This window comes from Thiomonas sp. OC7 (assembly GCF_900634595.1).
Taxonomy (GTDB): domain Bacteria; phylum Pseudomonadota; class Gammaproteobacteria; order Burkholderiales; family Burkholderiaceae_C; genus Thiomonas; species Thiomonas arsenitoxydans.
On record NZ_LR131953.1, the window covers coordinates 3221062 to 3245602 of the forward strand.

The following is a 24541-nucleotide window of genomic DNA, read 5'->3' on the forward strand; positions in this document are numbered from 1 at the left end:
AACAACCGCCATGAACTGGATCGCCATTTATCCGGAAATTCTCCTGCTCGTGCTGGCCTGCGTGGTCATGCTCGTCGACCTGTTCGTCAAAGATGCGCAGCACCGAGTGAGCTATTGGCTGACGCTGCTGGGACTGGTGGGCATCGGCGCGCTTTGCGGGCTTTACTACGCCTCGGGCATGCAGCAGTTCGCCATGGCGCGTGCGCTCATCGTCGATCCGATGGCTATGCTGCTCAAGCTTTTCACGGTCATCGCCACCATCGTCACCTTGGTTTACTCTCGGCGCTACGCCCTGGATCGCGGCATGTGGGGCGGCGAGTTGTTCAGCCTGGTGCTGCTGTCGCTGCTCGGGCAGTTCATCATGATCTCGGGAAACAACCTGCTGACCATCTATCTGGGGCTGGAACTGCTCTCGCTCGCGCTCTACGCCCTGGTTGCGCTGCGCCGCGATCACACGCAGTCCACCGAGGCGGCGATGAAATATTTCATCCTCGGCGCATTGGCTTCGGGTTTCCTGCTCTACGGCATGTCGATGCTGTATGGCGCCACCGGTTCGCTTGATCTGGTCACCATCTTCCGCATGATCGCGGTCGAGCCGATCAACCGCGCCGTGCTCGTGCTCGGGGTGGTGTTCATCGTTGCAGGTCTGGCGTTCAAGCTCGGAGCCGTGCCCTTCCACATGTGGATTCCCGACGTCTATCAGGGCGCGCCCACGGCTGTGGTGCTGATGGTGGGCGCGGCGCCCAAACTGGCGGCCTTCGCCATGGCGATTCGCCTGCTGGTGGAAGGCATGTTCCCGCTGGCGATGGACTGGCAGGGCATGCTGGTGGTGCTGGCGGTGCTGTCCATCGGTCTGGGCAATCTGGCGGCCATTGCGCAGACCAACCTCAAGCGCATGCTGGCGTATTCCACCATCGCCCAGATCGGCTTCGTGCTCCTCGCGCTGCTCTCAGGCATGCTCAACGGCAATGGGCTCTCCGCCTCCACCGCCTACAGCGGCGCGATGTTCTACATGGTCATTTACGTGCTCACCACGCTGGGCACCTTCGGCGTGATTCTGCTGCTGGCGCGCGAAGGTTTCGAGGCCGAAGACATCCGCGATTTTGCCGGTCTGGCCAAAACTGACCCCTGGATGGCAGGTGTCATGACGTTTCTTTTATTCTCTTTGGCTGGCATACCGCCGTTCGCTGGTTTTTATGCCAAGCTCGAAGTGCTCACCATTCTGCTCAATACCGGGCGGGTCTGGCTGGTGGTGTACTCGGTCATCCTCTCGGTCATCGGTGCGTATTACTACATTCGTGTGATCAAGGTGATGTATTTTGATGCACCCACGGCGCTTTCGGCCTCGCGCGCAAGTGGAGTGGGCGGAGCGCGTGCTCTGCTGTCGCTCAATGGTCTGGCGGTTTTATTTCTTGGGTTGATGCCCGGTGGTTTGATGACCTTGTGTTATCAGGCCATCGCCAACACCCTGCACTGAAAGTGTTTCCCTATGCAGAATTCCGCAATCTGGTTGGTTATCGTTCTGGCGTTCGTCGCCGCCAACCTACCGTTTGTTTCCAACCGCTTCTTCCTAGTCATTCCGCTCAAGAAAACCCCCAAGTCGATCTGGCTACGTCTGCTTGAGCTGCTGATTCTGTTCTTTGTCGTCGGCTTTATTGGCATGGCGCTCGAAGCGCGGATCGGCCAGAACTATCCACAGCATTGGGAGTTCTATGCCGTCTCTGTCGCCATGTTCCTAGTGCTGGCCTTTCCGGGTTATGTGCTGCGTTACATGGTCAAGCGTCATCCGGCCCCGAGTCGCACATGAGCGGCGATCCGGCGCGCGTGCCGCAGGCAGCGGCCTTGCGCGAACACACGCTCGACAGCGAGATGGTGTTTCGCGGCACCTTCCTCAATATTTCGCGCGATCTGGTGCGGCTGGCCAACGGCGCGCAGGTGACCCGCGAATACATCCGCCACTCCGGCGCGGTGATGATCATTCCCCTGCTCGATAACGGCAAGGTACTGATGGAGCGCCAGTTCCGCACGCCGATGCAGCGGGTCATGGTGGAGTTTCCCGCGGGCAAACTCGACGCGGGTGAGAGCTGGCTGGCTTGTGCCCAGCGCGAACTGCGCGAGGAAACCGGCTACAGCGCGAAGCAGTGGGCCTATATCGGACCGATCAACAACGCGATTTCCTACTCCGACGAAACCATTCATCTCGCTTTCGCGCGCGGCCTGGTCGCAGGTCGCCAATCGCTCGACGACAACGAACTGCTCGATGTTTTCGAGGCCAGCCCGCAAGACACCCTCGACTGGGTGCGCAATGGTCAGATCACCGACGTCAAGACCGTGATCGGCGCGTTCTGGCTGGAAAAATTGCTGCAAAACACCTGGAACTTCGACTGGCAGGACGTGGCCTGACGCTGTAGCTCAGATGCGGCGCTGAACCAGCAGGCGATAGGCCAGCAGATAGAGGGTAACGAAGCCCACACAGCAGGCCATGAGCAGGGGGGTGCTGCCCCACCACAGCATGGCCGGGCCCACGCTGAAAGCCGCGACGGCCCAGAGATAAGGCGAGGTGGCCGCATTGCGGCGCTGCCGCGGATCAGGATGATCGTCCTCGTCGATCAGACGGGTGAGCCGCCAGTACACCAGGTGATGCAGATGCAGCGTATCGGGCGCCGTGCCCGCGCGTTGGCGAAACTTGCGCCGCCACAGCGAATACAGCAACTCCCACACCGGGTAGGCCAGCACCATAAGGGCGAACCAGGGTGAGACGGCTGGGTTGCGCGCCACCAGCAATACGCTGAGCAGCGCCATCCAGAAGCCGAGCAGATAAGCGCCGGTATCGCCCAGGAAGATCTGGCCGCGCGGCCAGTTCCAGAACAGAAAACCCAGCAGCGCGCCGATGGCGGCGAGGCTGAGCGCCATGATCAGCGGGTCGCTGACCTTGAACGCCACATAGCCGATGGCGCCGAAAATCATGAAGCTCACCATGCCGGCCAGGCCGTTGTAGCCGTCGATCATATTGACCGCATGCGGCAGGGCGCTGATGGCGACGAGCGCGATGAGCCAACCCAGCACTGGCCAGGCGTGTATCCAAGCGTCCAGCGGCCACAGCCCCAGACGGGTGACGCTGGCCTCAAGCAGCCAGACCGCTAGCCCCGCGGCGAGCACCGTGGCCAGCGCCCGCCACAAGGGGGGCACATGGCGGCGCAGGTCTTCCACCACCCCGGCGAGCAGCACCGGCGCAATGGCGACGGCCAATCGGATTGTGACGGGCTCGCTGACATAGGTGAGGTGCATGAGCCATAGCAGGCCCACCAATATGCCCAGCGCCAGGGCGAAGCCGCCGGTGCGCGGCGTGGGGTGGCGATGCCATTTCTGCACGCCCTGGGTTTCGTCCAGGCCGAAATGCCTGCGCCGACCCAGCACGATGAGGGCGGCGCATCCCAGCCAGCAGAGCAGGGCGGACAGGGCGGTGGCGTGCAACATGGGGTGCGGTAGAGAAACGCGATAAACCGACATTGTGCCTTTGCCCGTCATCACGAATCCACATGTCCCGCGCGCCGCCTTGCCTGCGGCCGTCGCCTACACTGCGCAGTTATGTCTGCATCCTTCTCCTGGCCTTTTGAGCTGCTTATCGGTTGGCGCTATACCCGCAGCGGGCGGCGCAGTCGGCGCAACGGCTTCATCTCCTTTATTTCTGCGGTTTCCGTTGGCGGCATCGCCCTCGGGGTCGCCGCGCTGATTGTGGTCATCTCGGTGATGAACGGGTTTCAGAAGGAGGTGCGAGACCGCATGCTCAACGTCATTCCGCACATCCAGATTCTCAATGTCAATGGTCAGGCCTTGCCCGACTGGCGCGGCGTGGCGCAGCAGGTCAAAAGCAATCCGGCAGTGACCGGGGTGGCGCCGTTTGTGCAAGGTCAGGCGCTGGTGGCGCAGGGCAGTCAGTTGCAGGGCGTGCTGGTCTGGGGGGTGGAGCCGAGCGAAGAAACCCAGGTGTCGCAGATCCCCGAGCACATGGTGGCTGGCAGTCTGGCCGCGCTCAAGCCGGGCGACTTCGGTGTGGTACTGGGCAACGAGCTGGCCAATGCGCTGGGTGTTGGCGTGGGCGACCAGATCACCATGGTGGTGCCCAGCGGCTCCATCACCCCGGCGGGCATGATTCCCCGTCTGCGCACCCTGCGGGTGGTGGGCATTTTCAATGTCGGGCACTACGAGTACGACAGCACTCTGGCGCTGGTGAATCTGCAAGACGCATCGGCGCTGTTCCGCACCGGAGGCCCCACCGGGCTGCGCGTGCAGACGCGAAATATGAATGACGCCCCGCAGATTGCGCAAGACTTGCAGCGCGTGCTGCCGCCCGAACTCGTGGCCCAACCCTGGACCGAGCAGAACCGCACCTGGTTCGAGGCCGTGGTGATCGAGAAGCGCATGATGTTCATCATCCTCACCATGATTGTGGCGGTGGCGGCGTTCAACCTCGTCTCTACCCTGGTCATGACGGTGACCGACAAGCTGGCCGATATCGCTATTCTGCGCACGCAGGGTGCGAGCCCCGGCTCCATCATGTCCATCTTTCTGCTGCAGGGCGCGGTGACGGGTTTTCTCGGTACCTTCGCCGGTGTCGCGCTGGGTTGTCTGATTGCGTTCAATCTCGACCCCATTGTCTCGTTCCTCGAAACCGTGCTGCACACCCAGTTCCTGCCACGCAGCGTGTACCTGATCCACACCATGCCCAGCGATCCGCGCTTTTTAGACATCGCCACCATCACCGTGGCGTCGCTGGTCTTATCTCTGCTGGCCACGCTTTATCCCAGTTGGAGCGCCTCGCGGGTGCAACCGGCGCAGGCTTTGCGGTATGAGTGAACATCTGCTGCTGTCCGATCTGCCCTCGACCTCACCGGCGCTTGCGCAACTGCTGGCGCAGCCCGGCTTGCCTGCAACCGCCGCTCTTTGCCGCCAGGCCGTGGTGCTGGAGCAGGAGCCACCGCGAGAAGATGCCCAAGCCGCCTGGCTGACGCCCGCCGAGCGCTGGCTGCTGCACGCCCTGCGTCTGGATGGCACAGAGGCCGAGCAGGCGCCTTGGGCACGTCTGGCCGCGCTGGCCGATGGCGTGGCCGACGCTTTTCCCGCAGATCAGGCGCTGTGCCTGCTCACCCCGGCGCATCTGCGGCTGGGACGCGACAGCCTGTCGCTCACCGATCCTGCCACGCTCGATCTCAGGGCGGATGAAGCTCAGCCGCTCTTCGCCGCCGCCGAGCCCTTGTTTGCCAGCGCGGGATGGACGCTGCGCCGAGTCACGCCGATGCGCTGGTATGCCGCCCACTCCAGTCTGACCGAGGTTGTGACGGCGGGCGTGGCGCGCGCTCTTGGCCGCAGCGTCGCAGCCTGGATGCCCGGCGGCCCGGCGGCCCGACCCTGGCGGCAACTGCTCACCGAAGTGCAGATGACCTGGCAGCACCATGCCGTCAACGAAGCGCGCGAACAGCGCGGCCTGCCCGACATCAATACCCTCTGGATACACGGTTGCGGCCCCCTGGCGGCCGATTGGCGCAGCCCGGTGCGCCTTGCCGAATATGAGGGAGATGGCGATGCGGTGAGCGATCCGGCCCTCGCCGCCGCGCTGCGCGGCCTTGCTTTGCGCCCGCGCAACGGGCCGCTCGACACCCTGCGTATTTTCGACGCCCGCGCGCTGCTGGCAGGCGACCCCGCCGCCGGTCTGCGTCGGCTCGATGCCAGCCTCTGCGCCGCCATTGCGCAGGCGCTGCAGCAGTCGGGCGGCGTGCGTCTCACCCTCGCGGGCGAGCTGCGCTGGCGCACCCTGCAGATCCGCCGTCCGCAAGGCTGGAAATTCTGGCAACGGGCCGACTTTCCCGCGCAGTTTCACGGTTTGTAGCCAACCAAGTTGTCACTTTTTGTCATTCTTATCGCATATAAAAACAACTTTGCAGGTGATGAGGGTGAGAGATGGATTACGAACGCTGGTGGGCCGCATTTAGCCTGTTTCTGGGATTGATGCCAGGCGCTCCCAAGCGCGATGACGCCGGCGCTGCGCTCGTCTGGGCTGCGGTGATGCGGGCTCTGCACGCCAAAACGCCAAGCCGCCAACAGACGCCGCCGAGCGGTCTGCCGCGCGTTGGGCCGACCGCCGCTTCCACGGCCGATGCGCGCTGGCAAGTCAATGGTCGCCCTCTTGTCCGTGGCGCGCGCTTGCCCTGGTTTCCCCCGCCCGGTCGGCACCAGATCGCCCTGGTCGATGCGCGCGGCTCCGGGCTTCGCACCCGGCGCTGAACGGGGGCTGGCAATCAGCCCCCTGCCGCAAGCTCAGAACAGTACGGCTGCCTTCTGTAGGGCGATATAGACGCCGATAAAGAAGGGAATACCGACCGCAGCCCAGGCCAGCACGCCAACAATGCCGAAGCTGCCGCGTGCCGCGTGCTCGGCGTCACCGGCGATGCGGTCCTCGTGCTTGAGGGCGCGTTCGCGGGCGAGTTCTTCTGGCGTCATGCGGTACTTGGCCGCCACAGGGCGCACCAGCAGGTTGAGGATGAAGCCCACCAGCAGCAGTCCGGCCAGGATATAGAGCGTGCGGTCATAGACCAGGTTCTTCGCCACACCAGCGTCGATCTGGGTCTGGCGGATGGCGGCGATGAGGAAGGGCCCGGCCACACCGGCAACCGACCACGCGGTGAGCAGACGGCCGTGAATCGCGCCCACCATCTGCGTGCCGAACAAGTCGGCCAGATAGGCCGGCACAGTGGCAAAGCCGCCGCCGTACATGGTCATGATGACGCAGACCACCAGAATGAACAGGCCTGCTGCGCCGCTATGGCCCAGCGCGGGGAGGCTGGCGTAGAGCGCCACGCCCAGCGCAAAGAACACCGCATAAGTCGCCTTGCGGCCGATGTAGTCAGACAGCGCGGCCCAGAACAGACGACCGCCGCTGTTGAACAGGCTGATCAAACCGACCAGGCCACCGGCTGCCGCGACCAGCGCGGCCTTCTGCGCCGCATCGAGCGCTGCGCCGCTGTCGAGGCCGATGAGACGGCCGCCGAACACGTCCTGCAGCATCGGGCTGGCCATGGCGATCACGCCGATGCCGGCCGTCACGTTCAGGCACAGAATCCACCAGACCAGCCAGAACTGCGGCGTTTTCATCGCCTTGTTCAGATGCACTTCATGGTCGGTGATCATGGCATTGCCGCCCTTGGCCTTGGGCGTCCATCCCCGCGGCTTCCAGCCAGTGGGCGGCACCCGGAAGCCGAACGCCCCCGCCGACATCACCACGAAATAGAGCACGCCCATGATGATCAGCGTTTGAGCGACGCCCAGGGTGCCCGAGGCGCTGAAATTCTTCATCAGCGCCACAGCTAGCGGTGCGCCGATCATCGCGCCACCGCCAAATCCCATGATGGCAAAGCCGGTGGCCAGACCGCGACGATCCGGGAACCATTTGATGAGGGTCGAGACGGGCGTGATATAGCCCAGCCCCAGACCAATGCCTCCCAGTACGCCGGCCCCGAGAATCACCAGCCAGAGCTGATGGATGTAAATGCCGATGCCGCCGAGCACCAGGCCGCCGCCCCAGCACAGCGCGGCGATGAAACCGGCCTTGCGCGGGCCCGCATGTTCCAGCCAGGCGCCCCAGATGGCGGCCGAAATACCCAGAAAGGCGATGAATACTTCAAAGATGTGCGTCACCGACGGCACCGTCCAGTTGCAAGTCGTGGTGGTGAGATGGCCCCAGAAACCCATCGAGCCGCATACGGCAGGATCGGTGCCTCCAAGCAGCTTGCTCATCGGCAGCCAGAACACGGAGAAGCCATAGGCCATGCCGATACACAGGTGAATCGCAAGCGCGGCGGTAGGCACCAGCCAGCGGTTGAAATTGGGACCTGCAACCGTGCTTTCGCGGTCGAGCAAGCCCGGTTTAGAGAGGGGTGTGCTAAGAGAAGATGCCATTCATGACTCCAAGTTTGTCGTTGTTCCCCGGGATGCGGCGGCAGGAACTTTTGCCGCTGCAGGCCGCTTTATAGTGAAGTTCCGTGACTTTGTTGGCAAAGTTTGTCTGACATGTTGCGTTTTGTGCATATTAAAAAAAGCCGACAAGCGTCGGCTTTTGGTGGAGGTCTGCCCTCACAGGCAGACTACCCTGAAATTACTGATTGAACGCCGCGATCGTGGCCTGGTCGAGCACGCCCGATTCAGGCAGGCCGCGCGAATTCTGGAAGCGCTTGAGCTCAGCGCGGGTTCGCGGTCCCATGACGCCGTCGGGCGTACCGACCGGAAAGCCCTGCGCGTTGAGCTTTTCCTGCGCCTGTTTGAGCGTCATGGTGGCGGGGGCGGTCTGCGTTGCGGCCACAGGCTGTGCGGCCGGGGTCGATCCGCCCTGCACGCCGAGCTGGCCGCCGGTGCCCAGTCCGCCTTTGACTTCCTGCGCTTTGTAGTTCTCGACGGCCTTGACGACACCGTTATACGAATCCATGAACGCCGCCACAATGACTTTGCCCTGCGCCGTGTTGGCATAACCGCCGCCGATGCCGCCCGCTGCGCCGCCAAACAAGCCGCCAATGGCGCCAAAATCCCAATTTTTCGCACTACCCTCGGCAGCAGCAAGCTGCACGCCTGAACGGTTGTCCACCAGCGTGAGCAGGGTGCTGGCTTCCTTGGCGCTGACGCTGCCGCCCACAATGGCCCCAACCGGGCCGAGCAGACCGCCCACTAAGCCGCCAATGCCGCCAGCGTTATTGTTCGAGAAGGTGATGGTCGGGCTAAGGGTGTAGTCCGCCGAAACCATTTGCCCCTTGCCGAAGTTCGAGTTCTGCCGCAACTCGCCCGATTGAGCCAGCGCGCGCTCTTGCATCATGTTGTTCATGGCGCGGCCACGATCGACCACCACAAAGCAGTTCGACTGCTGGATCATGAGCTTGAGCACCGGCGTGGTCGGGCCGAGCTGGTATTGGCTGGTGAGAATGCCGTACCAAGGTGTGTTGGTGTCTTCCACCACGGCAATCGTGCCCAGCGGCGCGTTGCAGCGAGCGAGTTTGCTGTTCGCGTTCTGGCTGTTGGCGCCGCCAGCCGATCCTGTGGCTTCGGTTTTTGCAGCTTTTGATCCCATGTCCATGCTGGAACATGCGGCGAGGGAAAGAACCGCAGCTAGGGCTGTTAGGCGCTTGAATGGATGCATCATTGATCTGGACTCCAAGTTGTTATCGATGAAAAAGCGGGCCTGCCCGACTATCAGACGGCGCAGCCGCCAGATACTAGAAGTTTTTTATGGTGTTTTTCGGTCATAAACGCTTTCTGAGTGCGCAATCTTGACGAATTGTGGCTTTTTAAGCATTTTGCTAGGCCGATATGCAAGGTTTGAGCCTGAAGCGACGCTATCGCATGAACGATGCGCATCAGGTTTCGGTGTCGCGCGCACAATAGAGGTTTAGCCGTCTTCAAGGCCCACAATCCATGACTTCACAACAAATCTCCCCCTTTGCCGAACTCGGCTTGCCCGAACCGTTGCTGCAAGCCCTGCGCGATGTGGGATATGAAACCCCGTCGCCCATTCAGGCGGCCACCATTCCGCCGCTGCTGGCTGGGCGCGATGTGCTCGGCCAGGCGCAGACCGGCACGGGCAAGACGGCGGCGTTTGCGCTGCCCATCCTGGCCAAGATCGATTGCAATGCACGCCACACCCAGGCGTTGGTGCTGGCGCCTACGCGCGAGCTGGCCATTCAGGTGGCCGAGGCGTTTGCGCGCTATGCCGCGCATCTGCCGGGTTTCAATGTGCTGCCGATCTATGGCGGGCAAAGCTACGTGCCGCAGCTCGCCTCGCTCAAGCGGGGCGCGCATGTCGTGGTGGGCACCCCGGGGCGCATCATCGATCACCTGGAGCGCGGCACGCTCAAGCTCGACCAACTCGCGCACATGGTGCTCGACGAGGCGGATGAGATGCTGCGCATGGGCTTCATCGACGATGTCGAGTCCATCCTGAAAAAGACCCCGCCGCAGCGTCAGGTGGCGCTGTTTTCGGCCACCATGCCCTCGGCCATCCGCCGAATTGCACAAACCTATTTACGCGATCCGCAGGAGATCACCATCAAGGCGGCCACGACCACCGCCACGCACATTCAGCAGCGCTACTGGATGGTCAGCGGTCTGCACAAGCTCGATGCGCTCACCCGCATTCTGGAGGTCGAGCCGTTCGAGGGCATGATCATCTTCGCCCGCACCAAGCAGGCCACCGAGGAATTGGCCGAGAAGCTGGCAGCGCGTGGATTCACCGCGGCGGCGCTCAATGGCGACGTGCCGCAGGCGCTGCGCGAGCGCATGGTGCAGCGGCTCAAGGACGGGCAGCTCGACATCCTTGTCGCCACCGATGTGGCGGCGCGCGGGCTGGATGTGGAGCGCATCAGCCATGTGGTGAACTACGACATTCCGACGGATACCGAAAGCTACGTACACCGCATCGGCCGCACCGGTCGTGCGGGGCGCACTGGCGACGCCATTCTGTTCGTTACCCCGCGCGAGCGGCATTTGCTGCGCGCCATCGAGCGGGCCACGCGCCAGCCCATCACGCAGATGCAGTTGCCCAGCACCGAAGCGGTGAATGACAGCCGCATCAGCCGCTTCATGGAGCGCATCACCGAGGCACGCGAGCAGGAAGGGTTGGAGGATTACCAGCGCCTGGTCGAGCGCTACGAGCAGGAATTCGACATTCCAGCCATCGAGATTGCCGCGGCGCTGGCGCGTATGGTGCAAGGCAACAAGCCGCTGCTCATGCGCCCGGGCAGCGAACCGTCCTACAACGCTGATACCCGCGAGGAGAGCCGCGCGCCACGCCGCGAGCGCGAACCGCGTGAGGGCCGCGAACCGCGCGCGCCACGCCCCGCGCGGGCCACACGCGAGGAGGGGCCTGCGGCGCGTGCGCCGCGTGAGCGCGCCAAGCCCCGCGATCTCGACGATTTCACCCAAACCCTGATGCAGGCGCGTGAAGCGGCCGATGCGGCGCCGCATTCGGCGCCGCGCGAGGTCGCGTCTGCCGAACATCCGGCGCACAGCGAGCGCACCGCGCGAGGCCCGCATACTGCCAGCGATGTGCGCTTCGAGACCTACCGGGTGGAAGTCGGACGCGATCATGGCGTGGAAGTGCGCAATCTGGTCGGCGCCATCGCCAACGAGGCCGGGCTTGAAAACAAGCACATCGGCAATATCGCCATTCGCGGCGACCACAGCTTTGTCGAGCTGCCCGAAGGCATGCCCAAAGATGTATTCCGCACCCTGCAAAAAACCTGGGTGAGTGGGCGTCAACTGCAGCTCACCAAAGCCGAGCCGGTGCGCGATACCGCCCGGGAACGTCCGGCGACCCGAGCGCCCGCACGACGTTTCGATTCGGGCGACGCGTCGCCCGCGCCCAAGCGCCGCGCCGCGCCGATGCCCGGTAGCAAGTCGTTCAAGCGCAAACCTTGACGCGGCGGGACGAAGCAGGGGCCTGAAAGCGCGGCGTCGGCAAAACGGATGCTCAACCGACTCTGGCTCGGCTTCTTTCTGGTGGCCGCCGTTGCGGCTCTGACGCGCTGGGCACTGGGCGATGCGGCGGTGTTCGCCGCGATCACCGACAGCCTGTTCGCCATGGCCAAGCTCTCGGTCGAGGTGATGGTGCTGTTGTTCGGCACCCTCACCTTGTGGCTGGGGCTGCTGCGCATCGCCGAGCGCGCGGGGCTGGTGGAGGTGCTGGCGCGGGCACTGGGCCCGCTGTTCCGGCGGCTGATGCCGGAAGTGCCGCAAGGCCATCCGGCCATCGGCCTGATCACCCTGAACTTCGCCGCCAATGTGCTGGGGCTGGACAACGCCGCCACGCCCATTGGCCTGCGCGCCATGCGCGAGTTGCAAACGCTCAACCCCAGTCCGGACACGGCGAGCAATGCGCAGATCCTGTTCCTGGTGCTCAATGCGTCGTCGCTGACGCTGCTGCCGGTGAGCATTTTCATGTACCGCGCGCAGCAGGGCGCGCCCGACCCGACGCTGGTGTTTCTGCCCATTCTCATCGCCACCAGCGCGTCCACGCTGACGGGGCTGCTCAGCGTGGCGTGGATGCAGCGGCTCAAACTCTGGGACCCGGTGGCGCTGGCCTATCTGGGCGGCGGCGCGCTGCTGCTGGGCGCGCTGCTCGCGGGGCTGACGACGCTCAGCGCGGCGGCGCTGGCCAGCGTTTCGGCGCTGGTTGGCAACCTGGTGTTATTCGGCGTCATCCTCGCCTTCCTGTTGGCGGGCGCGTTCAAACGGGTGCCGGTGTACGAGGCCTTCATCGAAGGCGCCAAGGACGGCTTTGGCGTGGCGCGCGACCTGCTGCCCTATCTGGTGGCCATGCTGTGCGCGGTGGGGGTGTTGCGCGCCTCGGGCGCGCTGGGCTATGCGCTGGAGGGCATCCGCTGGGTGGTGCACGCGCTGGGCATGAACACCGACTTCGTCGCCGCGCTGCCCACGGCGCTGGTCAAGCCGTTTTCCGGCAGTGCCGCGCGCGCCATGCTGATCGAGACCATGCAGCATTACGGCGTGGACAGCTACCCGGCGCTGCTGGCCGCGACGATGCAGGGCAGCACCGAGACGACGTTCTACGTGGTGGCGGTGTATTTCGGCGCGGTGGGCATCAAACGCGTGCGCCACACCGTGGGTTGCGCACTGGCGGCCGATCTGGCCGGAGTAGTGGCCTCGATCGCGGTGTGCGCGTGGTTCTTCGCTCCGCATTGAGCGCTTGCAGCGCTACCGTCCGAGTTGGCGCAGCAGGTTAACAGGCCCTATTTCGAGGGCGAGCAGTTGCTCCAGCGCGTCTTCGGGAGCGGAGATGGCCTGCATCAACTCCCGCAGGGTTTTTACGTTGCGTTTGCCGTCCACCAGAAGCAGCACATTGCGCAACACACGCGATTGCAGAACCGCCCGCTTGGCGATCTCGTCCTGGCCCTTTTCGGTTTTGAATAACACGCTGTCTTGGCGCATGGCGGCGTCCTTCAGGCGAATACGAAACTACGCGGACTATATAGGGCTTGGCGTCGATTCGGTCGCCTGCGGCAGGCAGACTCAGTGCAGCAGATCGAACAAGGTGCGCGCTACCACTTTGGTCGCGCGGCGCAGGTCTTCGAGCACGATGTGTTCGTCGGCGCGCTTGGCATTGCTCTCGCGCACGGTGCGCGGGCCCGCGCCGTAGATCACGGCGGGAATGCCGTGTTCGGCGTAAAGCCGCACATCGGTGTAGAGCGGGGTGCCGATGATCGGGACGGGTTCGCCGAACAGGGTTTGCGCATGGCGCTGCAGCGGCGTGGCCAGGCGCTCGAAACCGGGAATGGGTTTGAGCGCACGCGCCAGAAGCATGCGGCGAATGTTCACGGTGATGCCGGAAACCGTGGTGGCGGCCTGTTCGATCACGCGCCGCAACTCGGCTTCGACCGTGGCCGGGTCTTCTTCGGGAATCATGCGGCGGTCAAGCTTGAGCACCACCTTGCCCGGCACCACGTTGGTGTTGGTGCCTCCTTCGATCAGCCCGACGTTGAGATACGGGTGGTCGATGCCTTGCACCTGCGAATGCATCTTGCGGTAGATCGTGTTCTGGGCATAGAGGGCGTTCAGAATGGCGACGGCGCCCTGCAGTGCGTCCACGCCGGTATGCGGAATGGCGGCGTGCGCCATGACGCCGTGTACCGTCACTTCGAGTTGCAGGCAGCCGTTGTGCGCATTGACCACCTGATAGCTGAAACCGGCGGCGATTTCCAGGTCGGGCTTGGTGAGGCCATGCTCCAGCAGCCAGCCGGGGCCGAGCGCGCCGCCGAATTCTTCGTCGTAAGTGAAGTGCAGTTCGACGCCGCCCTTGAGCGGCACGCCCAGCGCTTCAAGGGCGCGCACGGCGAAGGTGTAGGTGGTGAAGTCGCATTTGCTTACGGCGGAGGCGCGGCCGTAGAGCTTGCCGTCTTCGATCTCGCCGCCGTAGGGGGCATGCGTCCAGCCTTCACCCGGTGGCACCACGTCGCCGTGGGCGTTGAGCGCGATGACCGGGCCGCCCGCGCCATAGTTGCGCCGCACGATGAGGTTGGTGATGGACTCCAGGCCCTGTTCCTTGCAGGCCTGGGCGGGAATGGCGATTTTTTCGGCCGTCAGGCCGAAGTTGGCCAGCAGTTGCGCGGTGCGCTCGGCATGCGGGGCGTTGTTGCCCGGCGGGGTGTCGGTGGGCACGCGCACCAGTTCCTGCAGCATGCGGGTCTGTTCGTCGAAGTGGGTATCGACCCATCGGTCGAGGGCGGCGTAGGTCGGTGAGTCGCGAGTGGTGTCGGTCATGATGCGGCGAGGGTGTCGAGGAGATGTTGGAAGGCGGCGCAGGCGAGGTCGAGATCGTCGGCCGTGCTGGATTCGAGCGGGTTGTGGCTGATGCCGGCGTTTTCGCCGCGCACGAACAGCATGGCCTGCGGCATGACGGTGTGCAGCATCATGGCGTCGTGTCCGGCGCCGCTGGGCAGGTGATGCAGCGGCAGGCCGAGTGCGGCGACTGCGCGTTCCCAGCGTTGTTGCAGTGCCGGGTCGCTGGTGGCGGCTTGCTCGCGCATGGTTTGTTCGAGGGTGAAGCGCAGCTTGCGGCGGGCGCAAATGGCGGCCAGCTCGGTGCGGGTGTCGGCCAGCACGGCGTCGCGCTGGGCATTGTTGGGCGCGCGGATGTCGAGGCTGAAGCGGCAGCGCCCGGGCACCACATTGATCGACCCGCCGGGCACTTCAAGCAGGCCGACGGTGCCGACGCTGTCGCCATCGGCGGCGGCGCGGCGCTCGAGAAACAGCGCCAGTTCGGCGGCGGCGCAGGCGGCATCGCGGCGCGCGTTCATCGGCGTGGTGCCGGCGTGGCTGGCCATGCCGATGATCTCGCCGACGCAGCGTACGCTGGCGTTGATCGAGGTGACGATGCCCAGCGGCAGATCGAGCGCATTCAGCACTGGTCCCTGTTCGATGTGTACTTCGACGAAGCCGAGGTAACGCGCCGGATCGCGGCGCAACGCTGCAATGGCGGGCAAGTCTGCGGGCAGCCCGGCGTGTCGCATGGCGTCGCGCATGGAAATGCCGTCGCGGTCTTGCTGGTCGAGCCAGGCCGGATTGAAAGCGCCGGTGAGCGCGCCCGAGCCGAGGAAGGTGGCCTTGTAGCGCTGGCCTTCCTCTTCGGCGAAGGCCACGACTTCGAGGCCGAAGGGCAGGCGCCGACCCGCGCGGTGCATGGCGCGCACGCAGGCCATGGGAATGAAATGACCGATGCGGCCGTCGTACTTGCCGGCGTTGCGCACGGTATCGTAATGGCTGCCGGTGAGCAGGCGCGGGGCTGCGGGGTTGCTGCCTGGGTAGACGCCGACCACATTGCCGACGGCGTCGATGTTCACGGTGTCGAAGCCGCATTCGCGCATGGTGGCGGCAATCTCGGCGGCCGCGGCGCGGTGTGCGTCGGTGAGGTAGGTGGTGGTGAGTTCGCCGCGTTCTTTCCACGCCGGTTCGCTGTGCGTGGCGAGGTGCTCACACCAGTCCCACACGCGGTTGCCTTGTTCCGGCACGAAGCCGAATTTGTCGTTCAGCCGCAGTTCGGCAATGCGGTGGATCTGGCGCAGGGCTTCGGCAAACTCGAAGTCCGGCGGGTTGTCGGTGCGGCGCTCCAGCGTGGCGATGATCTGTGCCCGGCTCAACCCGGCGCCGCGCGGACCGCGCACTGCGAGGATGAAGGGCCAGCCAAAGCGCGCGGTGTACTCGGCGTTGAGCGCGGAGATTCGGGCGAACTCATCGGGAGTGCAGTGCGACAGGCCGGCGCGCGATTGTTCATCCGTGGATTCGGCTGTGAGCTGGCCCGCTACGGCCGCCTTGCCCGCCAGCTCGGGGTGAGCGCGAATCAGCCCGAGCTGTTCATCGCGGCTGGCCTGGCGCACCGTCTGCACCAGCGCCGCCTTGAGGGCGGCCAGGGTGGCAAAGGGGCGGGCCGCCCAGGTGCGCGCGGCAATCCAGCGCGAGTGTTCATAGACGCCGTCGAGCAGGTCGGTGAAAGCCGGCGCCGACGCGGCGTTGAGTTCAGCCAGAGTGGGCATGATCACTCCCAGATAAAAGCGGTGGCCGCATCGAAGGGATGCTCGGTGCGCCAGTGGTGTGCAATGTCGATGCGGCGCGCGATCCACACCCGGTCGTGGCGTTGCACATGGTCGAGAAAGCGCTGCAGCGCGCGGATGCGGCCGGGCCTGCCCAGCAGGCGCGCGTGCATGCCGATGCTGAGCATCTTCGGCTGCTCTTCACCTTCGGCGTAGAGCGCGTCGAAACTGTCGCGCAGGTAGATGTAGAAGTCTTCGGCCTGCGCAAAGCCCTGGGGCAGAGCGAAGCGCATGTCGTTGCTGTCGAGGGTGTAGGGCACGACCAGATGGGGCGCAAGGCTGCCGTCGGTCTTGCGCACCTGCAGCCAGAAGGGCAGGTCGTCGCCGTAATAGTCGCTGTCGTAGGCGAAGCCGCCGAAGTCAGCCACCAGGCGGCGGGTGTTGGGGCTGTCGCGGCCGGTGTACCAGCCCAGCGGGCGCACGCCGCAGAGGGCTTCAATTGCCTCCATGCCCAGCCGCATGTGCTCGCGCTCGGTGGCTTCGTCGAGGTTTTGATAGTGAATCCAGCGCCAGCCGTGACAGGCGATTTCATGACCCAGATCCACGCAGGTGCGGGCCAGATCGGGTGTGCGTTGCAAGGCCATGCCCACGCCGAAGACCGTAAGCGGCAAGCCGCGGCGCTCGAACTCGCGCAGGATGCGCCACACGCCGGCGCGCGAGCCGTATTCATAAATGCTCTCCATGCTGAGGTGCCGCGCCGGGTAGGCGGCGGGATTGAACAGTTCGGAGAGGAACTGCTCGCTGCCCGCGTCGCCATGCAGCACGCAGTTCTCGCCGCCTTCTTCGACATTGAGCACGAACTGCAGCGCCACGCGGGCCTTTCCCGGCAAGTTGGCCTGAGGCGGGTTGCGGCCGTAGCCGACGAGGTCGCGGGGATAGGGATGGGTCGACATAGTTAACTCTCAGGCCGCGTAGCTGCCCAACGCCTGCGCGAGATCGGCGCTGCTGGTTCTCGGGTGATAGAGCAGACTGTTTTCGGTGGCCAGAAGATGGGCCTCCATCAAAGCCTTGGCCTTGGCAACGTCGCGTGCTTCCAGGGCTTTGAGGATGTCGACGTGTTCGTCTGACGAATGCTGCGCCGCGCGCGACGACTGATACATCAGCGTAATGAGTGCGCAGCGCGAGATCAGCTCCGACAGAATCTGCGCCAGCACATGGTTGCCGATGCGCTCGGCCATCAGCACATGAAAATCGCCCAAGAGCCGCGTGCGACCCGTCACATCCACACGGTTTACCACGGCCTGCTCCTGCTTGAGGTGGGCACGCAGGGCGCGGAAATCGCTCGCCACGGCCTTTTCGCAAAACTCCTCGACCAGATGCTGTTCGAGCATTCGTCGCACCGCGAACACCTGCTGCGCTTCCTCGACTGAAGGTTGCGAGACAAAGGCGCCCCGGGCGGGCTCCAGCGTAACCAAATGATCGCGCGCGAGCTGGAACAAGGCTTGCCGCACGATGGTGCGCGACACCCCGTAGATCGCCGCAATCTTTTGCTCGGTGAGCTTGGCGCCGGGCGCCAGACGGTGTTCGATGATGGCTGCGGTGATGGCTGCGACGATGATCTGCGTCGAGTCAGGCAGCGAGCTTTCGGCAGCGGCCACCGCACTCACGATCGTTCCAGCTGGGGTTTGTTGGGCCTTCGAGGTTTTTTTGCGGCTTGCTGTCATGGTTTCACTCCTTGCGATGTTTTCCGGGACGGTGTTTGCTGTCTCCAGGGCGTGTTCACTTGCAGCGTCTGCATTGTTGTGATTCCGTTTGACATGCAATAGCATACAACTTAAATTGCGATTGTATGCAAAAAATGTAGACCGAAATCAACGAATGGATCGATGACCACAATGGGCGCCTTGACCACACACATTCTCGACACCGCGCATGGACGGCCGGCCGCTGCCGTGCAGATCGATCTGTATGCCGAGCAAGGCGCAGAGTGGGTGCTGTTGCGTTCGGTGCAGACCAATGCCGACGGTCGTTGCGATGGGCCGCTGCTGCAAGGTGCCGATCTGCAGCCCGGAAGATACCGGCTGGTGTTCCAGATCGGCGCCTATTTCAGGGCGCTCGGGCTGACCCTGCTAGAGCCGCCTTTTCTCGATCAGATTCCCCTGGAGTTCGGCGTGGCCGATGCGCAGCAGCACTATCACGTGCCCTTGCTGGTGTCGCCCTGGAGTTATTCGACTTATCGCGGCAGTTGAGACAGCTTGCCGCTTGAACCAGGATCGCCGCAGCGCGGTGCGCCATTGCAGATGGCACGCGATCCGACAGACTTTCGCAGAGCCTGCCGTGGCGGAAGTCGACTTCATATGACCTTTTAGGAGACGTCATGATGAGCGACTTGATGACCACCATCCTGCCCTACGCCATGAACTGGGCCGATCTGCTGCTGCGTTGGCTGCACGTCATTGTGGCGATTGCTTGGATTGGTTCTTCGTTTTATTTCGTCTGGCTCGACAACAGCCTTGAAAAACCTACCGACCCGGAGTTGAAGGCCAGGGGAGTGGATGGGGAACTGTGGGCGGTGCATGGCGGGGGTTTCTACAACCCGCAGAAATACAGGGTCGCGCCGAAGAACCTGCCGCAGCATCTGCACTGGTTTTATTGGGAGAGCTATTCCACCTGGCTGTCGGGATTTGCTCTGCTCTGCGTGCTGTACTTCTATCACGCTGGCATTTTCATCGTCGATCCGCGGGTGTTTGCCTGGAGTTCGCCGGGGTACGCGGTGGCGGCCATGCTGGGCTTTCTCGTCGTCGGCTGGTTGGTCTATGACGGCATCTGCCGCGTGTTCGGCCAAGGCAAGAAGGGCGACCTCACCGTGGGCATTCTGGTCGCGGTGTATGTGCTCATTGCGGCCTGGCTGGCCTGCCATTTGTTTGCCGGGCGGGCGGCGTTTCTGATCATCGGCGCCATGCTCGGTTCCTCGATGAGTGCCAATGTGTTTTTCTGGATCATCCCCGGTCAGCGCCGGGTAGTGGCGGCCATGCGCGCTGGCCAAACGCCCGACCCGATGGATGGCAAGCGCGGCAAGCAGCGCAGTGTGCACAACACCTACTTCACCCTGCCGGTGCTGTTCGCCATGCTGTCCAACCATTACAGCTTCGTGTATGACGCGCCGAACAACTGGCTGGTGCTGGTGCTGATGATGTTGGCCGGCGCGCTTATCCGCCAGTTCTTCGTGCTCAAACAAAAAGGCGCCTGGAAGTGGCAATACTGGATCGTGGGTGGCGGCCTCATTCTGGCCGTGGCCGTAGCGCTCGCGCCCAAGCCGCAGCCGGTTTTGGCATCGAGCAAACCCGTGACGTTCGCGCAGGTGCAGCACATCGTGCAGGAACGCTGCTTGCTCTGCCATGCCGGAGCCGCAGCTAGCAAAGGCGTGCGTCTGGATTCGGCGCCAGACATCGTCAGCCACGTGCAGGCGATTTATCAGCAGGTGGTGGTGCTCAAGGCCATGCCGCTGAACAACGCTACGCAGATGACCGATCTGGAGCGCGCCGAAATCGGGCAGTGGATCAAAGACGGCGCCAAGCCCTGATCGCTGGATGCGCATGGGACATACGCCCCGCCCAGGCGCCTGTCTGACTTGGCAAGCCTGCGAGGCAAAAAGACAGTGCGCAGCGCTCTTGCCAGGCCGGTCTGTTATGGTTCCCAGCCGATCAATCCATGACGTGAAACTCGCATGCCCCTTCTCGTTCTCGACGTTGGCAATACCCGGCTGAAATGGGGCCTCTATGCGCGCCCGCAACGCAACGCGGAGTTGCTCGCCGGCGGGGCCATGCTGCTGGAAGAGGTCGATCAACTCAGCCGTGTGCTGGCCGCACAGCCTCGTGCCGAGCGGGTGATCGGTTGTGCCGTGGCCGGTGCGGTGGTCACCGCGCGAGTGTGTGCCGAACTCGATGCGCTTGGGCTGCGCTGCAACTGGATCAGCGCGCAGGCCGCGCAATGCGGGCTGCGCAACAGCTATGCCGTGCCCTCATTGCTGGGTGCGGATCGATGGGCGGCGCAACTGGGCGCGCGTCAGCGCGTGCCCGATCAGGCAGCGATGGTCATCAGCGTGGGGACGGCCGTCACTGTCGATTGCCTCAGCCGCGAAGGGGTGTTCATCGGCGGCATCATCCTGCCCGGCTTTGGGTTGATGCTCAAGGCGCTGGAGATGGGCACGGCCGGGCTGCGCGTGCCCGAAGGCGACATCGCGGAATTTCCCACCAATACCAGCGATGCCTTGATGACCGGAGGCGCCTTGGCCATTGCGGGCGCGGCGCGGCAGATGCATGCGCGTCTGCAGGCGAAGGAAGCGGGCGAGGTGGTTGTGCTGCTGACCGGCGGCGCGGCGCCCAAGCTGCGCGACGCTCTGGGGCTGCCGCATCAGCATGTCGAACATCTGGTGTTCGAAGGCCTGCTGTGCATTGCGGGGAACGCGCAGCCGCAGACGGATCAAAGCACGTAGCGCGACAGGTCTTCGTCGCGGGCGATGTCGCCCAGACGTTCGTTGACCATCGCCGCATCGACTTTCACGGTGCTGTGCTGCGCGCCATCGGCATGAAACGACACCTCTTCGAGCAGCCGCTCCATCACCGTGTGCAGCCGCCGCGCGCCGATGTTCTCGGTCTTTTCGTTGACCTGAAAGGCCACTTCTGCCATGCGGCGAATACCGTCTGCGGTGAATTCGACTTGCACGCCGTCGGTGGCGAGCAACGCGGCGTACTGCTTGGTGAGGCTGGCGTCGGTGCTGGTGAGAATGGCCTCGAAATCCGCGACCGAGAGCGACTCCAGTTCCACCCGGATGGGAAAGCGCCCCTGTAGCTCGGGAATCAGGTCGGAAGGCTTGGCGACGTGAAACGCGCCGCTGGCGATGAACAGAATGTGATCGGTGCGCACCATGCCGTATTTGGTGCTGACCGTGGTGCCTTCCACCAGCGGCAGCAGATCGCGCTGCACGCCCTGGCGCGACACATCGGCGCCCTGGGTGTCGCTGCGCGAGGCGACCTTGTCGATCTCGTCGAGGAACACAATGCCGTTTTGCTCCACCGCGCGCAGCGCGCCGGCCTTGATCTCGTCTTCGTTCACCAGTTTGGCGGCCTCTTCGTCGATCAGCAGCTTCTGCGCTTCGCGCACCGTCACCTTGCGCGTCTTGCGGCGCGTTTGGCCCATATTGGCGAACATTGAGCGGATCTGCTCGGTCATGTCCTCCATACCGGGCGGGCCCATGATGTCCACGCTGGCCGGATGCACGGCGAGGTCGATCTCGATTTCCTTGTCATCGAGCTGGCCCTCGCGCAAGCGCTTGCGCAGCATTTGGCGCGTGGGATTGGTCTCGGTGACCGATGGGGTATGCCCGCTGGAGTCTGCCGGCGCGGGCAGCAGCACGTCGAGAATGCGGTCTTCCGCGCGGTCTTCGGCGCGGGTGCGTTGCTGGCGCATGGCGGTTTCGCGCGCCAGCTTCACGGCAGCCTCCATCAGGTCGCGGATGATGGTGTCCACATCGCGGCCGACGTAGCCCACTTCGGTGAACTTGGTGGCCTCGACCTTGATGAACGGCGCGTCGGCCAGCTTGGCCAGTCGGCGCGCAATCTCTGTTTTGCCCACGCCGGTGGGGCCGATCATCAGAATGTTTTTTGGGGTGATTTCGTGCCGCAGCGGCTCGGCGACCTGCTGACGGCGCCAGCGGTTGCGCAGGGCGATGGCCACCGCCTGCTTGGCCTTGGCCTGGCCGATGACAAAGCGGTCGAGCTCGGAGACGATTTCTCGGGGAGTCATATTCATGGTCTTACTCACCCAGGGTTTCGATGGTGTGCGACTGGTTGGTGTAGATGCAGATGTCGCCCGCAATCTTCAGCGATTGGGCGACGATCTCGCGCGGGCTCAGCGCGGTGTGTTCCAGCAGGGCTCGAGCGGCCGACTGGGCGTAGGCCCCGCCGGAGCCAATGGCGACGATGCCGTACTCGGGTTCGAGTACATCGCCATTGCCGGTGATGATGAGCGAGTGCTCGGCATCGGCCACCGAGAGCATCGCTTCCAGGCGGCGCAGCATGCGGTCGGTGCGCCAGTCCTTGGCCAGTTCGACCGCGCTGCGCAACAACTGTCCCTGGTGCTTCTCCAGCTTGGCTTCGAAGCGCTCGAACAGCGTAAAGGCATCGGCCGTTCCCCCGGCGAAGCCAGCCAGAATCTGGTTGTTGTAGAGCCTGCGCACCTTGCGCGCAGTGGATTTGACGACGATATTGCCAAGCGTCACTTGCCCGTCGCCGCCCAGGGCCACGGTAGCGCCGCGGCGCACGCTGAGGATGGTGGTGCCGTGATATTGATCCATGCCGGGATGTAAGGGTGGGAGTAGAAAACTCAAGAGGCGGCAGTGTGGCAACCCGGCAGTACAACCGCCGCTTTGCCGCAGCCGATCGGCGCCGAGCAGAACCTCAGTCGCGACGCAGCTGAATGAGGGCGTGCTCGTGCAGGCCGAGGATGCTGAACAGACCGGCGATCAGCCGGTGTACGCCGGTGAACTGCAGGGTCTTGCCCTGATCGTGTTGCATCATGGCCCAGTTGAGCAGGGCGCCTGCGCTCGAAAAATCGATACGGCGCAACTGACGCAGGGAAATGCTCATCTGTTCATGCGTTTTGGCCGCCTGCTCCAGCGGGTTCAGAAAGTCGCTTGAACTGCCGAGAATCTCGCCGCTGAGATGCAACTGTGCCGAGCGCGAGCCGCCATTGCCCAAAACGGAATTCGGGCTGATCCCCGAGTTCTGAAACGCAACTGGCTGTGTGGATGCCTCAGGCGCCGCGTTGCCGTCCACGCCGACGAGTTCGACTCTGGCGCGGCTGGCCTCCCAGGTCGGAGGCGAGATTTCGTAGGTCACGCAGTAGTCGAGCGCGATGGCGTCGAAATCGTCCTGCTGGTTGACCAAGCGCAGCAACTCCAGACGCAAGGCCCACCATTGCGGATCGGCCTCGCGCTGCATGGCGGGCGCCTGCACTTGGCAAAGGGACAGCAGGGTATTCGCGCCGTTCAGGGTGACGGTGCAGGCGGTGTTGTTGATCTTTTTCAGCGACTCAACCAGTGCGGACAAGGCGGTTGGCGTGATGGTGCGCACCTCCTCGAAGCTCAATTCAAGCGCCGACGGCGCATTGAGCAGCAGCTTGCGCAAACGCTCGGTCTGGGCGGCATCGACCGATGCAGAAAAAACCAGCGAGGGCTTGAAGTGGTTTGACGCTGGCGCGGGCGCCGCAGCGGGCGCAGGCAGGCCGTCTTCGGCCATCGGCGCCGAGGTCTGGAAGCGGCTGACGAAATCGGTCACCAGGGCTTCGAACTTGTCGATCTGCGCCGAGGCGCGGAACAAGTCAAACAGCGCCAGCCAGAGCTCTTTCTCGGAATCCAGATCCTGCGAGTTGGAAATCGCGTCGCGCAAGGCCGACTCGGCGGCGACATCATCGCCATTGGCGAAGTCCATCACCGCCTGATCGAACAAGGGATTGGAGCTCAAAGCCTCGTGCACTTCCACGGCGAAGAAGGCGCTGGGCATGAAGTCATTACTCGATCGCAGCCAACTGTCGCCCGAGGGCGCCGAGGTGTGCGGCGGTAGAGCGTCGGCGCTCAGGCGGGTGGCTGCCGCCAGCGTAGGCTGCTCGTCGAACGACACGGCAGCCGGTTGCGACTTGCGCACCTGCGCTGGCGGCGCGCTGGGCACGAAGGGGACGGTGGGGGCGTAGCCTACAGGCGGCAGCGTAGGCGGCTCACCCGGCGCCGTGGTCGGGCCGGACTGCGACGGCACACCGGTTGCGGGTTGCGTTGTCAGGCCGCCCGGCTTGGTGATCAGAGTGGTATCGGCATAGGCCGTATCCACCTTGAAGTGCATCGTTCCAGTCGTCTGCGACTCGGGCGATAGCGTCCCCGCCGTCAGGGATGGGGGCGCGAAGCTGAGTGGCGGTTTGGCCTGTGATGGCTGGTTGCTTTGGGTTGGCAGACTTTGGGGAAGAGATCGGGTCGTGGGCGCAGGCATCTGCCGCGTGACCGGCGCGCGACTGCGGGTTGCGGCAGAGGCGTGATCGCCCGCCATCGATTTTTCGATCTCGTTGATTTTTCGCAGGGTTTCGTCCCGGTCGTGCACCGGGGTGGGCTGGGACGTCAGATCCGGAACATTGGTCTGCAGGCTGTCATCCATGCCCAGATCGGTGGCCTCGCGTCTGCGTAGCTTGCGCAGGCCGTCGAGTTCGCGCTTGCGGATGAAATCGTCCTGACGCTTCTGGTCCTCGCGGGCCTTGACCCGGGCGAGGTTTTCATGCTCCTGAAGGGCCTGTTCGTCGGTTAGCGACCAGTCGCGGGTCGGGTTCTTGACAAAAGAACCCACTCGCTTCCAGAAACCGCCTGAATCAGAACTGCTCATGCCTGAGTTGCCCGCAAATCGCGCCTGCCGCAGGGAGGCGAC

At 64.0% G+C, this 24541-nt stretch carries 22 protein-coding genes; 11 read left to right on the top strand and 11 right to left on the bottom strand.

The genetic code is table 11. The features are described from left to right. Positions 1-10 precede the first annotated feature (10 nt). From nuoN to BIO17B3_RS15465, 3 genes are read left to right on the top strand one after another with little or no spacing between them, the layout of a single operon-like run. Positions 11-1477, top strand: coding sequence for an NADH-quinone oxidoreductase subunit NuoN (gene nuoN / locus BIO17B3_RS15455; protein ID WP_013106528.1), 1467 nt, complete (start codon positions 11-13; stop codon positions 1475-1477). Between the two features lie 12 nt (positions 1478-1489). Further along, positions 1490-1807, top strand: coding sequence for a DUF2818 family protein (locus BIO17B3_RS15460; RefSeq protein WP_013106527.1), 318 nt, complete (start codon positions 1490-1492; stop codon positions 1805-1807). Next, positions 1804-2403 carry an NUDIX domain-containing protein gene (locus BIO17B3_RS15465; RefSeq protein WP_013106526.1) on the top strand — a complete coding sequence of 200 codons (600 nt, stop codon included), beginning with the start codon at positions 1804-1806 and terminating at the stop codon, positions 2401-2403. The genes BIO17B3_RS15460 and BIO17B3_RS15465 overlap by 4 nt, the downstream gene beginning before the upstream one ends. A 9-nt stretch (positions 2404-2412) precedes the next feature. Here BIO17B3_RS15465 and BIO17B3_RS15470 read toward each other — a convergent pair whose 3' ends face one another. Continuing rightward, positions 2413-3477: a glycosyltransferase family 4 protein gene (locus BIO17B3_RS15470; protein WP_156054696.1), complete on the bottom strand. Its 1065-nt coding sequence runs from the start codon at positions 3475-3477 to the stop codon at positions 2413-2415. A gap of 111 nt (positions 3478-3588) precedes the next feature. Here BIO17B3_RS15470 and BIO17B3_RS15475 point away from each other — a divergent pair, with 111 nt between their 5' ends. The 3 genes from BIO17B3_RS15475 (at position 3589) to BIO17B3_RS15485 (ending at position 6282) form a co-directional block, all read left to right on the top strand. After that, the gene (locus BIO17B3_RS15475; RefSeq protein ID WP_156054697.1) at positions 3589-4857 is read left to right on the top strand and encodes a lipoprotein-releasing ABC transporter permease subunit; all 1269 of its coding nucleotides are present in this window, start codon (positions 3589-3591) and stop codon (positions 4855-4857) included. Beyond that, the gene (locus tag BIO17B3_RS15480) at positions 4850-5887 is read left to right on the top strand and encodes a hypothetical protein (RefSeq protein WP_156054698.1); all 1038 of its coding nucleotides are present in this window, start codon (positions 4850-4852) and stop codon (positions 5885-5887) included. Before BIO17B3_RS15475 ends, BIO17B3_RS15480 begins: the two co-directional genes overlap by 8 nt. Positions 5888-5958: 71 nt before the next feature. Next, the gene (locus tag BIO17B3_RS15485; protein WP_156054699.1) at positions 5959-6282 is read left to right on the top strand and encodes a hypothetical protein; all 324 of its coding nucleotides are present in this window, start codon (positions 5959-5961) and stop codon (positions 6280-6282) included. Between the two features lie 33 nt (positions 6283-6315). Here BIO17B3_RS15485 and BIO17B3_RS15490 read toward each other — a convergent pair whose 3' ends face one another. After that, the gene (locus BIO17B3_RS15490) at positions 6316-7953 is read right to left on the bottom strand and encodes an OFA family MFS transporter (RefSeq protein ID WP_156054700.1); all 1638 of its coding nucleotides are present in this window, start codon (positions 7951-7953) and stop codon (positions 6316-6318) included. 196 nt (positions 7954-8149) lie between these two features. Then, positions 8150-9178 carry a peptidoglycan-binding protein gene (locus BIO17B3_RS15495; protein WP_041608707.1) on the bottom strand — a complete coding sequence of 343 codons (1029 nt, stop codon included), beginning with the start codon at positions 9176-9178 and terminating at the stop codon, positions 8150-8152. A 275-nt stretch (positions 9179-9453) separates the two neighbouring features. On the opposite strand from BIO17B3_RS15495, the gene BIO17B3_RS15500 reads away from it, so the two are divergent. Then, entirely contained in the window at positions 9454-11454 is a 2001-nt protein-coding gene (locus tag BIO17B3_RS15500) for a DEAD/DEAH box helicase (protein ID WP_156054701.1), read from the top strand. A gap of 48 nt (positions 11455-11502) precedes the next feature. Beyond that, complete coding sequence (locus BIO17B3_RS15505; protein ID WP_156054702.1) at positions 11503-12735, top strand: nucleoside recognition domain-containing protein; 1233 nt, start codon at positions 11503-11505, stop codon at positions 12733-12735. A gap of 12 nt (positions 12736-12747) precedes the next feature. On the opposite strand, the gene BIO17B3_RS15510 is transcribed toward BIO17B3_RS15505, so the two are convergent. The 5 genes from BIO17B3_RS15510 to BIO17B3_RS15530 all read right to left on the bottom strand — a co-directional run bounded on the left by BIO17B3_RS15510 (position 12748) and on the right by BIO17B3_RS15530 (position 17800). Beyond that, positions 12748-12981: a hypothetical protein gene (locus tag BIO17B3_RS15510; RefSeq protein ID WP_232054312.1), complete on the bottom strand. Its 234-nt coding sequence runs from the start codon at positions 12979-12981 to the stop codon at positions 12748-12750. Between the two features lie 81 nt (positions 12982-13062). After that, the gene (locus tag BIO17B3_RS15515; RefSeq protein ID WP_156054703.1) at positions 13063-14310 is read right to left on the bottom strand and encodes a M20/M25/M40 family metallo-hydrolase; all 1248 of its coding nucleotides are present in this window, start codon (positions 14308-14310) and stop codon (positions 13063-13065) included. Further along, entirely contained in the window at positions 14307-16079 is a 1773-nt protein-coding gene (gene uraD / locus BIO17B3_RS15520) for a 2-oxo-4-hydroxy-4-carboxy-5-ureidoimidazoline decarboxylase (RefSeq protein ID WP_156054704.1), read from the bottom strand. The genes BIO17B3_RS15515 and uraD overlap by 4 nt, the downstream gene beginning before the upstream one ends. Positions 16080-16081: 2 nt before the next feature. Then, a complete protein-coding gene (puuE, locus tag BIO17B3_RS15525; protein ID WP_156054705.1) occupies positions 16082-17029 on the bottom strand; it encodes an allantoinase PuuE in 948 nt (315 codons plus the stop codon). A 9-nt stretch (positions 17030-17038) separates the two neighbouring features. After that, on the bottom strand, positions 17039-17800 hold the full coding sequence (locus tag BIO17B3_RS15530; protein WP_232054313.1) for a GntR family transcriptional regulator: 762 nt from the start codon (positions 17798-17800) through the stop codon (positions 17039-17041). A gap of 171 nt (positions 17801-17971) precedes the next feature. Between BIO17B3_RS15530 and uraH the strand changes: the two genes are divergently transcribed. From uraH to BIO17B3_RS15545, 3 genes are all read left to right on the top strand, one after another. After that, positions 17972-18325 carry a hydroxyisourate hydrolase gene (uraH, locus tag BIO17B3_RS15535; protein WP_156055311.1) on the top strand — a complete coding sequence of 118 codons (354 nt, stop codon included), beginning with the start codon at positions 17972-17974 and terminating at the stop codon, positions 18323-18325. Between the two features lie 128 nt (positions 18326-18453). Beyond that, the gene (locus BIO17B3_RS15540; RefSeq protein WP_156054706.1) at positions 18454-19659 is read left to right on the top strand and encodes a urate hydroxylase PuuD; all 1206 of its coding nucleotides are present in this window, start codon (positions 18454-18456) and stop codon (positions 19657-19659) included. 144 nt (positions 19660-19803) lie between these two features. Continuing rightward, the gene (locus tag BIO17B3_RS15545; protein WP_156054707.1) at positions 19804-20571 is read left to right on the top strand and encodes a type III pantothenate kinase; all 768 of its coding nucleotides are present in this window, start codon (positions 19804-19806) and stop codon (positions 20569-20571) included. Here BIO17B3_RS15545 and hslU read toward each other — a convergent pair. From hslU to BIO17B3_RS15560, 3 genes are all read right to left on the bottom strand, one after another. Continuing rightward, positions 20559-21887 carry an ATP-dependent protease ATPase subunit HslU gene (gene hslU, locus BIO17B3_RS15550; protein ID WP_172979004.1) on the bottom strand — a complete coding sequence of 443 codons (1329 nt, stop codon included), beginning with the start codon at positions 21885-21887 and terminating at the stop codon, positions 20559-20561. The genes BIO17B3_RS15545 and hslU overlap by 13 nt on opposite strands. Positions 21888-21891: 4 nt before the next feature. Further along, on the bottom strand, positions 21892-22431 hold the full coding sequence (gene hslV / locus BIO17B3_RS15555; protein ID WP_013106488.1) for an ATP-dependent protease subunit HslV: 540 nt from the start codon (positions 22429-22431) through the stop codon (positions 21892-21894). A gap of 103 nt (positions 22432-22534) precedes the next feature. Next, positions 22535-24499, bottom strand: a complete 1965-nt coding sequence (locus BIO17B3_RS15560) for an STAS domain-containing protein (RefSeq protein ID WP_156054708.1) — start codon at positions 24497-24499, stop codon at positions 22535-22537. Between the last annotated feature and the right edge of the window lie 42 nt (positions 24500-24541).